The 14,900-nt window shown below is 57.1% G+C and carries 11 protein-coding genes; 5 read left to right on the top strand and 6 right to left on the bottom strand.

Features of this window, described 5'->3' with window-relative positions:
- Positions 1-21 precede the first annotated feature (21 nt).
- Positions 22-2,262, top strand: a complete 2,241-nt coding sequence (locus tag INF68_RS09325; RefSeq protein WP_126787068.1) for an EAL domain-containing protein — start codon at positions 22-24, stop codon at positions 2,260-2,262.
- A gap of 4 nt (positions 2,263-2,266) precedes the next feature.
- Here INF68_RS09325 and ppx read toward each other — a convergent pair whose 3' ends face one another.
- The 4 genes from ppx to purM all read right to left on the bottom strand — a co-directional run bounded on the left by ppx (position 2,267) and on the right by purM (position 7,752).
- Positions 2,267-3,805 (bottom strand): exopolyphosphatase, encoded by a 1,539-nt coding sequence (ppx, locus tag INF68_RS09320; RefSeq protein WP_023308773.1) that lies wholly within the window; start codon positions 3,803-3,805, stop codon positions 2,267-2,269.
- Between the two features lie 3 nt (positions 3,806-3,808).
- Complete coding sequence (gene ppk1 / locus INF68_RS09315; RefSeq protein ID WP_109845431.1) at positions 3,809-5,869, bottom strand: polyphosphate kinase 1; 2,061 nt, start codon at positions 5,867-5,869, stop codon at positions 3,809-3,811.
- Between the two features lie 207 nt (positions 5,870-6,076).
- Positions 6,077-6,718: a phosphoribosylglycinamide formyltransferase gene (purN, locus tag INF68_RS09310; RefSeq protein WP_023308771.1), complete on the bottom strand. Its 642-nt coding sequence runs from the start codon at positions 6,716-6,718 to the stop codon at positions 6,077-6,079.
- Complete coding sequence (gene purM / locus INF68_RS09305) at positions 6,715-7,752, bottom strand: phosphoribosylformylglycinamidine cyclo-ligase (RefSeq protein WP_008501643.1); 1,038 nt, start codon at positions 7,750-7,752, stop codon at positions 6,715-6,717. The genes purN and purM overlap by 4 nt, the downstream gene beginning before the upstream one ends.
- Positions 7,753-8,018: 266 nt before the next feature.
- On the opposite strand from purM, the gene INF68_RS09300 reads away from it, so the two are divergent.
- The 4 genes from INF68_RS09300 to INF68_RS09285 all read left to right on the top strand — a co-directional run bounded on the left by INF68_RS09300 (position 8,019) and on the right by INF68_RS09285 (position 12,474).
- Positions 8,019-9,449, top strand: a complete 1,431-nt coding sequence (locus tag INF68_RS09300; RefSeq protein WP_126787069.1) for a 6-phospho-beta-glucosidase — start codon at positions 8,019-8,021, stop codon at positions 9,447-9,449.
- 227 nt (positions 9,450-9,676) lie between these two features.
- Positions 9,677-10,303: a uracil phosphoribosyltransferase gene (upp, locus tag INF68_RS09295; RefSeq protein WP_023308769.1), complete on the top strand. Its 627-nt coding sequence runs from the start codon at positions 9,677-9,679 to the stop codon at positions 10,301-10,303.
- 83 nt (positions 10,304-10,386) lie between these two features.
- Positions 10,387-11,676: a uracil permease gene (uraA, locus tag INF68_RS09290; RefSeq protein ID WP_023308768.1), complete on the top strand. Its 1,290-nt coding sequence runs from the start codon at positions 10,387-10,389 to the stop codon at positions 11,674-11,676.
- 96 nt (positions 11,677-11,772) lie between these two features.
- Entirely contained in the window at positions 11,773-12,474 is a 702-nt protein-coding gene (locus INF68_RS09285) for a DnaA inactivator Hda (protein ID WP_211438414.1), read from the top strand.
- Positions 12,475-12,519: 45 nt separating this feature from the next.
- On the opposite strand, the gene INF68_RS09280 is transcribed toward INF68_RS09285, so the two are convergent.
- Positions 12,520-13,941: a M17 family metallopeptidase gene (locus INF68_RS09280; protein ID WP_126787099.1), complete on the bottom strand. Its 1,422-nt coding sequence runs from the start codon at positions 13,939-13,941 to the stop codon at positions 12,520-12,522.
- Positions 13,941-14,897, bottom strand: coding sequence for a N(4)-(beta-N-acetylglucosaminyl)-L-asparaginase (locus tag INF68_RS09275; RefSeq protein WP_193525311.1), 957 nt, complete (start codon positions 14,895-14,897; stop codon positions 13,941-13,943). Before INF68_RS09275 ends, INF68_RS09280 begins: the two co-directional genes overlap by 1 nt.
- Positions 14,898-14,900 lie beyond the last annotated feature (3 nt).

Raw genomic sequence — 14,900 nt, 5'->3', positions numbered from 1 at the left:
AAGGGGTTTAACCGGGCATCTATGAACATTCTCGCTTTCCTGAAAAAAAATAAAAACCGCTGGTGGGCATTACCGCTTATTTTGCCTGTGGTTTTACTTCCCGTGCTGAGCATTGCGAATACATTCACGCAGCTGGGCGACGGCATTGCGGCACTCTATTATTTACCCCTGTCATTTTTGCTTTCGCTGATGATGTTTTTTGGCCTGGAAGCGCTGCCCGGGATCGTATTGTCGCTGTTTATCCGCTATTACCCGTCGGTCGGGGTGTTTGAAACCGTCGCGGGGATCCTCCATTTTGTCGTCCCTTTAGTGCTCAGCTGGGGTGGCTACCGGGTGTTTGCGCCCAGACGGAATATGACCGCGTACGGCGACGTGCGGCTGATGGCGCAGCGCATCTTCTGGCAAGTCTTCTGCCCCGCGACGCTATTTCTGGTGCTGTTTCAGTTTGCGGTGTATTTAGGCGTGTATGAGAGCCGTCAGAGCCTTGCGGGATTAAATCCCCTCAATATTCGCACGCTCATCAACTATCAGACGCTGCTGGTCAGCGGGCTAACGGGCGTGCCGCTGAGCTATCTGCTGATCCGCCTGCTTCGACATCCGCGCTATATCAAAAGCCTTCTCTCACAGATCCGTTCCGAGATAGACAAAAAGGTGACGGTCGTTGAGTTGCTGGTGTGGGCTATCGCGCTTGGCGGACTGCTTTCGCTGCTGCTGCTTCCGATGAATGAGAACAGCTCCATTTTCACCACCAACTACACTCTTTCCCTGCTGATGCCGGTGATGCTCTGGGGCGCGATGCGTTTTGGCTATAAGCTGATTTCGCTTATCTGGACGCCGATACTACTGGTGTCTATTCACTATTTTTACCGCTATATCCCGGTAAATCCGGGGTATGACATTCAGCTGGCGATCACCTCTTCCAGTTACCTGGTCTTCTCGTTCGTGGTGATTTATATGTCGATGCTGGCGACCCGGCAGCGCGCGGCGAACAAACGCTCCCGCAGGCTGGCGCTGCTCGATCCGGTCGTCCATATGCCTAACCTGCGGGCGCTGTCGCGCGATCTGGCGAAAAACCCGTGGTCGGCGCTCTGTCTGCTGCGCATTCCGGAGCTGGAAATTCTGGGCCGAAATTACGGCGTGTTGCTGCGGATTCAGTACAAGCAGCAGCTGGCGCAGTGGGTGAATGGCATTCTCCAGCCCAATGAGCTGGTGTATCACCTGACCGGGTATGACCTGGCGGTACGGCTCAACGCGGAATCGCACCAGCAGCGGATTGAAGCCCTGGACGAGCATATCAAGCAGTTCCGCTTTGTCTGGGACGGCATGCCGCTGCAGCCGCAGGTGGGCGTGAGCTATTGCTATGTCCGGTCCCCGGTTAACCATCTTTACCTGGTGCTGGGCGAGCTGGGCGTGGTTGCCGACCTTTCGCTCTCCTCCAACCATCCGGAAAATCTTCAGCAGCGGGGTGCCGTCCATTTGCAGCGCAACCTGAAGGATAAGGTCGCGATGATGAGCCGCCTGCAAAAGGCGCTTGATAACGACGAATTCACCCTGCTGGTTCAACCCGTTCGCGGCATGCGTGGCGATTGCTATCACGAAGTCCTGCTCCGGATGTCGGATATAAACGGGCTATTGATCTCCCCCGACCAGTTCCTGCCCGTCGCGCAGGAGTTTGGTCTCTCTTCCCGGGTAGATTTGTGGGTGCTGGAGCACACCCTGCGCTTTCTCGCCGCGCATCGCGAAAGACTGCCCGGCCAGCGCTTTGCCATTAATCTGGCCCCGTCGACCGTGTGTCGGGTGCAGTTTCCGCTTGAGGTGAGCCGCCTGCTGGCGAAATACGCCATTGAGCCGTGGCAGCTAATCTTTGAAGTGACGGAGTGCAGCACCTTTTGCAATGCGGAGCAGGCGCAACACATCCTCCGGCAGCTGCAGAAAATGGGGGTACGTATTGCGATTGATGATTTTGGCACCGGCTATGCGAGCTATGCGCGGCTGAAAAGCGTGGACGCGGATATTCTCAAGATTGACGGCAGCTTTATTCGTAATATCGTCAACAACAGCCTGGATTATCAGATTGTAGCGTCTATCTGCCATCTGGCGCGCATGAAGAAAATGCTGGTGGTGGCGGAGTATGTTGAAAGCGAAGAGATACGTAGCGCGGTTCACGCGCTAGGCATCGATTATGTGCAGGGTTATCTGATTGGCAGACCGGCACCGCTTGAGTCACTGCTGGAAGCAGAGGCGTCCACCGCGGACGCCTGAGCCGTTACGCGGCGACGTCGGCGCTCTCTTCTTCGATTTTGAGCAGCCAGCCGGTGACCGCTTCCCAGTACTGCTGCTCTTTTTCCAGGTCCAGCAGGACCAGCGCGTTCTGGCTAAACCAGTCGTGCGGGAAGCTCAGCGTCCAGTGATGGTCGTCGGTTTTCAGCTTCAGCGTAGGCGGCGTGGTGGTGGCCTGACGCTGGTTATTGAGCAGCACGCCCAGACGCAGCAGCTGAATAAGCGGCAGGAACTGTTTTTTCTTGAACAGCGTAAAGCGCGGCAGGTCGTCGAGCTTGATGGCCTTGCGGTGATAACGTACCAGGGTCGCCATCATGGTTTGCTGCTCCTGGTTGAAGCCAGGAAGATCGCTGTTTTGCAGAATATAGGCCGAATGGCGGTGCATCCCGCTGTGGTTGATGTTCAGCCCCACCTCGTGCAGCATCGCGGCCCATTTCAACAGCGCGGCAAGCTGCGGGTGCGCCAGCTTAGGATTTTGCTCCTGCCACTGTTCATACATCTGTACCGTGGTGTCCAGCACGCGCTTCGCCTGTTCACGGTCGATGTTGTACTGGTTGGCCAGGCTTTGCGCGGTGCGGCTGCGAATATCCTGATGGCGGAAGCGGCCTTCCATCTCATACAGCACGCCTTCACGCAGCGCGCCGTCTGAAAGTCGTAGCTCTTTAATGGCGAGGGCATCAAACACGCCGCAGAGAATAGCCAGCCCCGGCACGAAGACCGCCTTGCGCTCGTCGGAAAGACCCGGCAGGCTTAAGGCGTCAAAACTTTTATGCTTCAGCACTTCTTCGGTCAGCAACGTCAGGCGTTCGGGCGTGATAAACCCGTCTTTTTCACCCATCGCCAGCAGCACTTCATGCGCCGCCTTGATGGTGCCCGACGCGCCCAGCGCCACGTTCCAGCCCTGAATACGGTACTGCCAGGCCAGGTTTTCCAGCTTCTGGACAGCCGCCATACGCGCGCGCTGGAAGTTCTCGCGGGTGATGGTGCCGCCCGGGAAATACATCTGCGCGAAGCTGACGCAGCCCATACGGCGGCTTTCCACCAGGCGCGGCTCAAAGTCTTCGCCGATCACCAGCTCCGTTGAGCCACCGCCGATATCGATAACCAGCTTGCGGCCTTTTTCCGGCTGGGTGTGCTCAACGCCCATGAAAATCAGACGCGCTTCCTCGTTGCCGGAGATGATCTCAATCGGGTAGGGGATCACTTTTTCTGCCCGCTTAAGGAACTCCGGGGCGTTCAGGGCCTGGCGCAGGGTATGAGTGCCCACGATGCACACGCTGGAGGGCGAGAAGCCCTGCAGGCGTTCAGCAAACAGCGACAGGCAGTTTAACCCGCGCTCCATCGCCTCTTCGCTGAGCATGCTGCGTTCATCAAGACCATCCGCCAGGTGTACGCGCTGCTTCAGACGACCGATGATCTGCAGCGCGCCATCCACCTCACGGGCGATGACCATGTGGAAACTGTTAGAGCCAAGGTCGACCGCGGCGAATTCCTGCGGGCGTGGGGTCTTATCATTTATCGGCATAGGTTAATCGGGTTGCTCGAGTGATTTGATATAGTCGTAAATCGCCAGTTGCGACCGCACTTTGCGGCGGTTGCCGCGCGGCACATAGCGGTTACTGAGTTCTTTGTCGATATAGCGTGCTTTCACGGTATCGCTGAACAGAATCTCGATGATGTCGAGGATCTGCTGCTTCAGACGCGGATCCAGCAGCGGTGCCGCGACTTCAATACGGTAGTCAATATTGCGCGTCATCCAGTCTGCCGAAGAGAGATAGACCTGTTTATCACCCGCATTATCAAAAATATAGACCCGGTCATGTTCCAGATAGCGGTCAACAATGCTGATCACACGAATATTGTCGCTGATGCCTTCCAGTTCCGGGATCAGCGAGCACATGCCGCGGATCAGCAGGTTAACCGGCACGCCTGAGCTTGACGCCGCGTACAGCCTGTCCACCAGCCCTTTGTCGACCAGGTTGTTAAGCTTCAGCGTGATGCCGGACGACAGCCCTTTTTGGGCATTGGCGATCTCTTTATCGATCATATCGTACAGCAGGCGGCGCGAGTTCTGCGGCGAGACCAGCAAATAGTCAAAGCTCACCGGACGGTACGGGTTTTCGATAAAGTTAAAGACCCGGCGCACTTCGTTAGTAATGCGGGCGTCGGCGGTTAAGAGCGAGTAGTCGGTATAAATTCGCGCCGTTTTCTCGTTAAAGTTGCCGGTACCGATGTGGGCATAACGCACCACGTCGTCACCCTCTTTACGGGAAATCAGGAACAGCTTGGCGTGAATTTTCAGCCCCGGCGCGGAGAAGATGACGTGCACACCGGCTTCCGTCAGACGGCGCGCCCAGTGAATGTTGGCCTCTTCGTCGAAGCGCGCCTGCAGCTCAACCACCACGGTGACTTTTTTGGCGTTGTGCGCCGCGTGGATCATCGCGTCGATGATGCGGGAATCTTTTGCCACGCGGTAGATGTTGATTTTGATCGCCAGCACGCTTGGATCGAACGAGGCCTGACGCAGCAGTTCGAGCACGTGCTCAAACGTGTGATACGGATAGTAAAGCAGCACGTCGCGTTCGCGAATGGCGTCGAATCCGTTGCGGAATTTATCGAACCACAGATGGCGCAGGCGCGGCAGCGGCTTGTTCACCAGATTGGCTTTGCCGACGTTCGGGAAGCCAATAAAGTCTTTAAAGTTGTGGTAACGACCGCCCGGCACGATGGAGTCATAGCGCGAAATGGTCAGTTTGTCGCGCAGCATCTCCACCATGGCGTCCGGCATATCGCGCTGATAGACAAAGCGCACCGGCTCGGCCGTCAGGCGCTGTTTCAGGCTGGAGGACATCAGCTCCATCAGGCTGGCTTCCATCTCGTGCACCAGGTCATATTCGGCGTCACGGGTCATCTTCATCGAATAGGCGTTTAACGCATCGTAATCGAAGAAGCCTTTGAAGATGTCGTCCAGGCAGTAGCGCAGGATGTTATCCAGCAGGATCATCGGCTTGCGTCTGCGCGGGGTTTCCGGCGGCAGGTTCACAAAGCGCGGCACCTTGTCGGACGGGATCTCCAGCAGCGCGTAACGGATAGACTCACCGCGAATAATTTCCACCGCCAGGTAGGTGTAATCATCTTTCAGGAACTGAACCAGATCGGTTTCGCGGTTGATCAGAATCGGGGTAATGTGCTGGCGCAGGTAGTGTTTGAAGTAGTGGCGCAGCCAGTTTTGTTGGTTAACGGAAAGCTGGCGTTCGTTAATCAGGAAGATTTGATTGCGCGCCATCTCCAGCAGCAGTTCGTTATACAGGCCGTCAAATTCCTGATCGGCTTTCAGCACGCGGGACTGGATTTTGCCCAGCAGATGCCGCGAGTGCGAGTTTAAGCCCTGTTCTTCGCTGATGATGATGCGTCTTTTCAGCTCGGCAAAGCGAACCTTGTAGAACTCATCCAGGTTGTTGGAATAAATGCCCAAAAAACGCATGCGCTCGATAAGCGGGTTACTTTTGTCTGCCGCTTCCTGGAGTACACGTTCGTTGAATGCTAACCAGCTTAGCTCTTTCTCGATATATAACTTTTCCTGACCCATTACAGCTCACACTCCAGTTCAATCACAGGACGTGGTAAATCCGTCTCGTCCTTATTATGGCGAGCATTTCCACGATATGTCCAACAGTGCCAGAAAAGTATGACAGTTATTTTTTTTGTTGGGGATTTTAGAAGGTTGGAGAAGGGAATATCGGGTAATGCAACGAACATGTCGGGTAAGCGCAGCAGCGCCACCCGACATAGAAAATTACTCTTCAGCCGCATAACCCTGCGGGGGTAACTTCACGCCGTCCAGCCAGGCTGCGCCGTCGCGCATCTCGAGACGCCCGTCGACAAACCAGCTGACCACCAGCGGGTAAATGGCGTGTTCCTGGGTCTGCACGCGTTCGGTCACGTCTTCTTCGCTGTCGCCGTCAAAGACCGGAACTTTCGCCTGCAGGATCACCGGACCGCCGTCCAGCTCGTCGGTAACGAAATGCACGGAGGTACCGTGCTCCTCATCGCCGTTTTCCAGAACCTGACGATGGGTATGCAGGCCGGGATATTTTGGCAGCAGGGAAGGGTGGATATTCAGCAGACGACCGGCGAAGTGTTCGACGAAGGCCGGGCTCAGAATACGCATATAGCCCGCCAGCACGACCACGTCCGGCGCGTAGGCATCAATCTCATGCACCAGCTCGCGGTCAAAGGCTTCACGCCCGGCGAACTGGCTTGCTTCCAGCGCGTGCGCGGGAATGTTCGCTTCCCGCGCGCGCTCAAGGCCGAACGCGTCGGCCTTGTTGCTGAAAACTGCCCGAATGGTGCCATTGATTTTCTTCTGCTTGCAGGCGTCTATGATGGCCTGCAAATTGCTTCCGTTGCCGGAAATGAGCACCACGATGTTTTTCATTCAATGACCACACGCTGTTCGGAATCGGAGGCTTTAATCGTACCGATTTTCCACGCGTTTTCACCTTTTTCAGTCAGCAGCTTAACCGCTTTATCCGCTTCGCTTGCCGGCAGGGCGATAACCATGCCCACGCCGCAGTTAAAGGTGCGGTACATTTCGTGAGAGCTCACGTTGCCCGCGGTCTGCAGCCAGTTAAACACGGCTGGCCACTGCCATGACGATTCGTCGATCACCGCCTGGGTGTTATCCGGCAGGACGCGCGGGATGTTTTCCCAGAAGCCGCCGCCGGTCAGGTGAGCGATAGCGTGAACGTCGACGTTCTCGATAAGCTCAAGCACGTTTTTCACGTAGATGCGGGTCGGCGCCAGCAGATGGTCAGCCAGCGGTTTACCGTCCAGCTCGGTGGTCAGCGGGTCACAGCCGCTCACTTCGAGGATTTTACGCACCAGGGAGTAGCCGTTGGAGTGCGGGCCGCTGGAGGCCAGCGCGATCAGCACATCGCCATCGGCCACTTTGCTGCCGTCGATAATTTCTGATTTTTCTACTACGCCGACGCAGAAGCCCGCGACGTCATAATCTTCGCCGTGATACATGCCCGGCATTTCTGCGGTTTCACCACCAACCAGCGCACAGCCGGACTGCAGACAGCCTTCGGCGATACCGTTAATCACGCTGGCAGCGGTATCCACGTCCAGTTTGCCGGTTGCGTAGTAATCGAGGAAGAACAGCGGCTCTGCGCCCTGTACCACCAGGTCATTCACGCACATCGCGACCAGATCGATACCGATCGTGTCGTGACGTTTTAGATCCATCGCCAGGCGCAGTTTAGTGCCTACACCGTCAGTTCCCGAGACCAGAACAGGTTCACGATATTTTTGCGGCAGCGCGCACAGTGCGCCGAATCCACCCAGACCACCCATCACTTCCGGGCGGCGGGTTTTTTTCACCACACCTTTGATTCGGTCAACCAGCGCATTACCTGCGTCAATATCAACACCGGCATCTTTGTAGCTGAGAGAAGTTTTGTTGGTCACGGCTTAAATCCCCACGCGATTGCATAGCTAGTAAGAAAAATCGGCGCAATTCTAACAGTCCAGGCAAACGTTTGCGAGCCTATTCTGGACGTGGAGATCTTTTTTTCTGTGTGCCTCGTGAATGCAGCCAAACTTGACTCTGTTCACGAAAATGAAACCGGTTTCTGAGAACTGCTTGCAAGAGCTATGCCCTTTGCACATCATTGAACTGAAACCGGTTTCTGTAATTGTTTTTGCAGAAAATAACGCAGAATGAGGGAAAGCGAATGTCGGGATTTAAAGCAGATTTTCTGTGGGGCGGGGCCGTTGCGGCGCACCAGCTGGAAGGCGGCTGGAAAGAGGGCGGCAAGGGCGTGAGCGTTGCCGATGTCATGACCGCGGGGGCGCACGGCGTGCCGCGTGAAATCACCAACGGCGTGCTGGAGGGGAAAAATTATCCTAACCATGAAGCCATTGATTTCTACCACCGCTATAAAGAAGACATCAAACTCTTTGCCGAGATGGGGTTCAAATGCTTCCGCACCTCTATTGCCTGGACACGGATCTTCCCGAAAGGCGACGAGCTTGAGCCTAACGAGGCTGGCCTGAAATTCTATGACGATCTGTTCGACGAATGCCTGAAGTACGGCATCGAACCGGTTATCACCCTGTCTCACTTCGAGATGCCTTTCCATCTGGTCACCGAATACGGCGGCTGGCGCAACCGTAAGCTGATCGACTTCTTCGTTCGTTTTGCAAAAGTGGTGTTCCAGCGCTACCAGCATAAGGTGAAGTACTGGATGACCTTCAACGAGATCAACAACCAGGCTAACTTCCACGAAGACTTTGCGCCGTTCACGAACTCCGGGCTGAAGTACGCGCCGGGTGAAGACCGTGAGCCGGTGATGTTCCAGGCGGCGCACTATGAGCTGGTGGCCAGCGCCCTGGCGGTGAAGGCGGGGCGCGAGATTAACCCGTCGCTGCAGATTGGCTGCATGATTGCCATGTGTCCTATCTACCCGCTGACCTGTGCGCCGGACGATATGATGATGGCGATGAACGCCATGCATCGCCGCTACTGGTTCACCGACGTACACGTGCGCGGCAGGTACCCGCAGCACCTGCTCAACTACTTCGAACGTCGTGGCTTCGCGCTGGATATAACCGAAGAGGATAAAGCCGCGCTGAAGCAGGGCTGCGTCGATTACATCGGCTTCAGCTACTACATGTCCTTCGCCACCAAGGCGACGGCGGATAACCCGCAGCTGGATTACGACGAAAGCAAGAGCCTGGTCTCTAACCCGTACGTCCAGAAATCCGACTGGGGCTGGCAGATTGACCCGGTCGGACTGCGCTACTCCCTGAACTGGTTCTGGGATCACTACCAGCTGCCGCTGTTTATCGTTGAGAACGGCTTTGGCGCGATCGACGTGCAGGAGAGCGACGGCACGGTGAACGACCAGTACCGTATTGATTATCTGGCCGCCCACATCCGCGAGATGAAAAAAGCGGTGGTGGAAGATGGCGTGGATCTGATGGGCTACACCCCTTGGGGCTGTATCGACCTGGTGTCTGCCGGCACGGGCGAAATGAAAAAGCGCTACGGCTTTATCTTTGTGGATAAAGATAATGAAGGGAACGGCACGCTGAACCGCAGTAAGAAAAAATCGTTCGACTGGTATAAGCAGGTTATTGCGAGCAACGGCGAGAACCTGTAATTGTCGGGTGGCGCTAACGCTTACCCGACCTACACTACACGTAGGCCCGCGTAAGCGCAGCGCCACCGGGCAGAACCCCGCCCCCAGGCCGGAGTCTCGCCTCCGGTTTTTTTGTCTCTAAATCACTTTGCTTGATATACGTCAAGCAACATGGGTATGGCCTAATCCGAAAAAAGCGGTATAATCCCGCGATTTTTTTGCGGACGCCACCTCAGAGGAGAAAGAGAATGAAGATTGTGGAAGTGAAACACCCACTCGTTAAACACAAGTTGGGCCTGATGCGTGAGCATGACATCAGCACGAAGCGTTTTCGCGAACTGGCATCTGAAGTCGGCAGCCTGCTGACCTACGAAGCGACCTCTGATCTGGAAACAGAAAAAGTCACCATCGAAGGCTGGAACGGCCCGGTGCAGGTTGAGCAGATCAAAGGTAAGAAAATTACCGTGGTGCCAATCCTGCGTGCCGGTCTCGGCATGATGGAAGGCGTGCTGGAGCACGTGCCAAGCGCGCGTATCAGCGTGGTGGGTATCTACCGTAACGAAGAAACCCTTGAGCCTGTTCCTTACTTCCAGAAGCTGGTCTCTAACATCGACGAGCGTATGGCGCTGGTGGTTGACCCAATGCTCGCGACCGGTGGCTCTATGATCGCCACCATCGACCTGCTGAAAAACGCGGGCTGTAACAGCATTAAGGTGCTGGTATTGGTTGCTGCTCCGGAAGGGATCGCGGCGCTGGAAAAAGCGCACCCGGACGTTGAGCTGTATACCGCCTCTATCGACCAGGGGCTGAACGAGCACGGGTACATCATCCCGGGGCTCGGCGATGCCGGCGATAAGATCTTTGGTACGAAATAATCGAATAACGATAAATAAGCCGACTTTGATAGTCGGCTTTTTTTTGAATAAAACACTAACAATACTACACAGAGGAAAACACTATGACGCGCCGTGCTATCGGGGTGAGTGAAAGACCGCCGCTTTTACAGACTATCCCGCTTAGTTTGCAGCACCTGTTCGCCATGTTTGGCGCAACCGTGCTGGTGCCAATCCTGTTCCACATTAACCCGGCCACCGTGCTGCTGTTCAACGGCATTGGTACGCTGCTGTACCTCTTTATCTGTAAAGGCAAAATCCCGGCGTATCTCGGGTCGAGCTTCGCCTTTATCTCGCCGGTGTTGCTGCTGCTGCCGCTGGGTTATGAAGTCGCGCTGGGCGGCTTTATCATGTGTGGCGTCCTGTTCTGCGTGGTGTCCTTCATTGTGAAGAAAGCCGGTACCGGCTGGCTGGACGTGATGTTCCCCCCTGCGGCGATGGGCGCAATCGTTGCCGTCATCGGTCTTGAGCTGGCGGGCGTCGCGGCGAATATGGCCGGTCTGCTGCCTGCTGACGGTCAGTCACCGGATTCCAAAACCATTATCATCTCGCTGGTAACGCTGGGCGTAACGGTGTTTGGCTCCGTGCTGTTCCGCGGCTTCATGGCGATTATCCCGATCCTGATCGGCGTGCTGGCGGGCTATGCGCTCTCCTTCGCGATGGGCGTGGTGGACACCACCCCGATCGCTCAGGCCCACTGGTTCGCGCTGCCAACCTTCTATACGCCACGCTTTGAATGGTTTGCTATTTTCACCATTCTGCCTGCGGCGCTGGTGGTGATTGCGGAGCACGTCGGCCACCTGGTGGTGACGGCGAACATAGTTAAGCGCGATTTAATCCGCGACCCGGGTCTGCACCGCTCCATGTTTGCTAACGGTTTCTCCACCATCATCTCCGGTTTCTTCGGCTCGACGCCAAACACTACCTACGGCGAGAACATCGGCGTGATGGCGATTACCCGCGTCTACAGTACCTGGGTTATCGGCGGCGCGGCGATCATCGCCATTCTGCTCTCCTGCGTCGGCAAGCTGGCGGCAGCGATTCAGATCATTCCGGTACCGGTAATGGGCGGCGTTTCTCTGCTGCTGTACGGCGTGATCGGCGCCTCCGGTATTCGCGTGCTGATTGAATCCAAAGTGGATTACAGCAAGGCGCAAAACCTGATCCTGACCTCCGTTATCCTGATCATCGGCGTGAGCGGTGCTAAGGTGCACATTGGTGCTGCCGAGCTGAAGGGCATGGCGCTGGCGACCATCGTCGGCGTGGGCCTGAGCCTGATCTTCAAGCTGATCTCGGTCATCCGCCCGGAAGAAGAAATTCTGGACGCGGACGACAGCGAAAAAGCGTCACATTGATCGTATTACCGGGCGAGGGATCGCCCGGTTCTCTCCTTGCAGGTTCCGTGTTAAACTCCATTCCGATTTTACGTAGGATCTCTGGTTGAGGTATTTCTGAACGGACCGGCACAGCTCTCTCTGCCACTCTATCTCCCTGACGACGAAACTTTCGCGAGTTTCTGGCCGGGTGATAACCCCTCTTTACTGGCTGCACTGCAAAACGTGCTGCGCCAGGATCACAGCGGATACATCTATATCTGGTCACGCGAAGGCGCGGGGCGCAGCCACCTGTTGCATGCCGCCTGCGCAGAGCTTTCGGCGCGCGGAGATGCGGTAGGCTACGTGCCGCTGGATAAACGCACCTGGTTCGTACCTGAGGTGCTGGAGGGAATGGAACATCTCTCGCTGGTCTGCATCGATAATATCGAATGCGTGGCGGGGGACGAGCCGTGGGAAATGGCGATCTTTAACCTCTACAACCGCATTCTGGAATCAGGCAAAACCCGGCTGCTGATCACCGGCGATCGTCCGCCGAGACAGCTCAATCTGGGGCTGCCGGACCTGGCGTCTCGTCTGGACTGGGGGCAAATCTACAAGCTTCAGCCGCTGTCGGATGAAGATAAGCTTCAGGCGTTACAGCTGCGCGCAAAGCAGCGCGGGTTTGAGCTGCCGGAGGACGTGGGGCGCTTCCTGCTCAAGCGGCTGGATCGCGAAATGCGCACGCTGTTTGACACGCTCGATCAGCTCGATCGCGCCTCCATTACCGCCCAGCGCAAGCTGACCATTCCGTTCGTGAAAGATATTCTTAAGCTTTGAGTTTGTTCGCCCGGTGGCGGCTACGCCTTACCGGGCCTACGAAAATTAGACATCCCCCAGCAAGTGCTCAACCAAAAGCGGAATTGGTCTTCCCGACGCCACGCTCCTGCCGCTCTCTCGCCACAGCGCCGTACCGCTAATGTCCAGATGCGCCCACGGGATCGTCGGCGGGCAAAAGTGGTGCAGCAGCCACGCTGCCGAGGCGCTGATCGCCGCATTGTTGGTCGGCGTGTTGCACAGATCGGCGATGGCGCTGTCGGTCTGTTTTTTCAGCCGCGCATCCAACGGCAGGGACCACACTTCATCGCCGCTCTGCTTACCCGCCAGCGTCAGCGTCGCGCGCAGCGGTTCATCCTGCGTCATTAATCCGCTCAATTCATACCCCAGCGCCTTCACGACCGCGCCGGTTAAGGTCGCCATATCAATAATATAGCGCGCCTGCGGATGGCGCTGGCTGGCCCAGGCGATGGCGTCCGCCAGCACCAGTCGGCCTTCGGCATCGGTGTTGTTGATTTCAACCGTGATGCCGTTGCAGGCCGTCGCCACCGTGCCGGGCTGCATGGCGTCGGGGCCGATGGCGTTTTCTGCCAGCGCCAGCACGCCCATGATGCGCACGGGTAACCCCAGCTCTGCCACGGTCAGCATCAGGCCCAGCACGTTAGCCGCACCGCACATGTCGTATTTCATGGTGTACATGCCCGCGCCTTCCTTCAGCCACAGGCCTCCGGTATCGAAGGTAATGCCTTTACCCACATAGCAGCGCACCGGGCCGTCGTTGACGCCGTCATAATGAATAGCCAGCAGGCGCGGCGGACAGGTCGCCCCTTTGCCAACGGCCTGCAGCAGCCCCAGACCCTGCTCAGCAATAGCCTTTTCGTTCAGCACTTCGCAGCGCAGGGCGGGGAACGCGGCACAGTGCCTTTGCGCCTCTTCCACCACAAACTGCGGCGTGCATTGGTCGGACGGGATATCCGCCAGACGTCGCGCCGCGACCATGCCGTAGGCGATGGCCTGCTGCTGGCGGAAGATCCCCTCCAGTTTTGCCTGCTGTTCCGGCAGGCAGAGGGCGGTGATGTGCGTAAGGCGCACCGCCGATTCATCCGTTTTCTTCAGCTTCAGGTCGCTCAGCCTGTGCGCCTGATTAAAGAGAAAGCGCAGTACCTGCGCCAGCACCACATCGTCGATATCGGTAACGTCCAGTATCAGCTCGGGACTGACGGGCGAGGCCAGCAGCGGACGCAGCGCCGTCAGCAATCCTTCGGTCAGGCTATCCTGCCAGAGGGCATCCGGCAGCAGGGTGATCCGGGCAAACGGGGCGCAGCCAAAGCGGGTGTCAGCGATGCTGGCAGACTCGCACATTTCCGCGACAAGCGCCGTTTCGGGTAAATGCGAACAGGAGGCGGACGCAATCAAATGGCTTTGCGGAGCCGCGTCAGAAAGCGCGTTGATAAACTGATACGTAATCATCATGATTCCTCAATCGGCGCGCGGATCCGCGCGGCATAGGCCTGCATCCACTCATCGTCTACGGCGTAATAATGCGTTTTCTCCCGCAGGCGTTCGGTACGAAAAACGGTGAGGGGCTGGCGAGCCGTCGCCACCACGAACGAGAACGTTTTGATGTTGGTGGCGGCCCCGAACTCGCCTCTCTTGTTCATGCACACCACGGAAAGATCGCCCGCGCGGCCAAAGCGCGACATCAGCTTGTCCTCCAGTTCGAACACCACTGAATCCGCCGCCTGCTGCGGCGTCATACCCTGCGCCATGCGGCGGACGATTTCGTAGCTGGTGCAGCCTTTCATCAGATCTTCACCGACGCCCGTGGCGGTGGCGGCGCCGGTTTCACTGTCGCAGTAAAATCCGGAACCAATAATGGGCGAATCGCCGAGTCGACCACGTTTTTTCATGAACAGGCCGCTGGTGGAGGTGGCGACGCTCATTGACCCTTGTTTATCGAGGCCGATAATGCCGACGGTGTCATGCCCGTCGTAAGGGCTTAAGCCCTTATCCAGCGTCTCGCGGCAGCGTTTGCGGTAGTGCTGCATGGCGCGCTCGGTGAGCATGGTTTTGTCGGCGAAGCCCTGGCTCAGCGCCCATTCCCGCGCGCCCTGGCCGACAAGCAGGCTGTTGTAGCGCTGGCGGCTTAACGCATACGCCACGCGCACCGGGTTGGCGATATCCACCAGATTGCCCACGGCGCCAAACGCCAGCGTATCGCCGTCCATGTAGGCGGCGTCCAGCTCCACCTCGCCATTTTCGGTGGGCAGCCCGCCGTAGCCGACGGATTTATAAAACGGAAAGTCTTCGACGGCGGCGACGGCATCCACCACCGCTGCAGAGACCGGTTTACCCGCAGCCAGCGCAGACGCAGACTCCGTAACGCCTTCAAGCGCCATTCTCCAGGTCGCGATAATTCCCCACATGCT

Origin of the sequence: Enterobacter cloacae complex sp. P16RS2 (assembly GCF_014982155.1) — a bacterium.
Classification (GTDB): Bacteria; Pseudomonadota; Gammaproteobacteria; order Enterobacterales; family Enterobacteriaceae; genus Enterobacter; species Enterobacter cloacae_M.
Note: the sequence above shows the minus strand (reverse complement) of the source record. Positions and strands in the feature narration are given on the sequence as shown.

Bases quoted from the DNA above. Each gene is read 5' to 3' on its own strand.
- purN (WP_023308771.1), bottom strand. From the start codon at position 6,718: ATGAAAAACATCGTGGTGCTCATTTCCGGCAACGGAAGCAATTTGCAG.
- INF68_RS09325 (WP_126787068.1), top strand. From the start codon at position 22: ATGAACATTCTCGCTTTCCTGAAAAAAAATAAAAACCGCTGGTGGGCA.
- upp (WP_023308769.1), top strand. From the start codon at position 9,677: ATGAAGATTGTGGAAGTGAAACACCCACTCGTTAAACACAAGTTGGGC.
- INF68_RS09280 (WP_126787099.1), bottom strand. From the start codon at position 13,941: ATGATTACGTATCAGTTTATCAACGCGCTTTCTGACGCGGCTCCGCAA.
- INF68_RS09300 (WP_126787069.1), top strand. From the start codon at position 8,019: ATGTCGGGATTTAAAGCAGATTTTCTGTGGGGCGGGGCCGTTGCGGCG.
- uraA (WP_023308768.1), top strand. From the start codon at position 10,387: ATGACGCGCCGTGCTATCGGGGTGAGTGAAAGACCGCCGCTTTTACAG.
- ppx (WP_023308773.1), bottom strand. From the start codon at position 3,805: ATGCCGATAAATGATAAGACCCCACGCCCGCAGGAATTCGCCGCGGTC.
- ppk1 (WP_109845431.1), bottom strand. From the start codon at position 5,869: ATGGGTCAGGAAAAGTTATATATCGAGAAAGAGCTAAGCTGGTTAGCA.
- INF68_RS09275 (WP_193525311.1), bottom strand. From the start codon at position 14,897: ATGTGGGGAATTATCGCGACCTGGAGAATGGCGCTTGAAGGCGTTACG.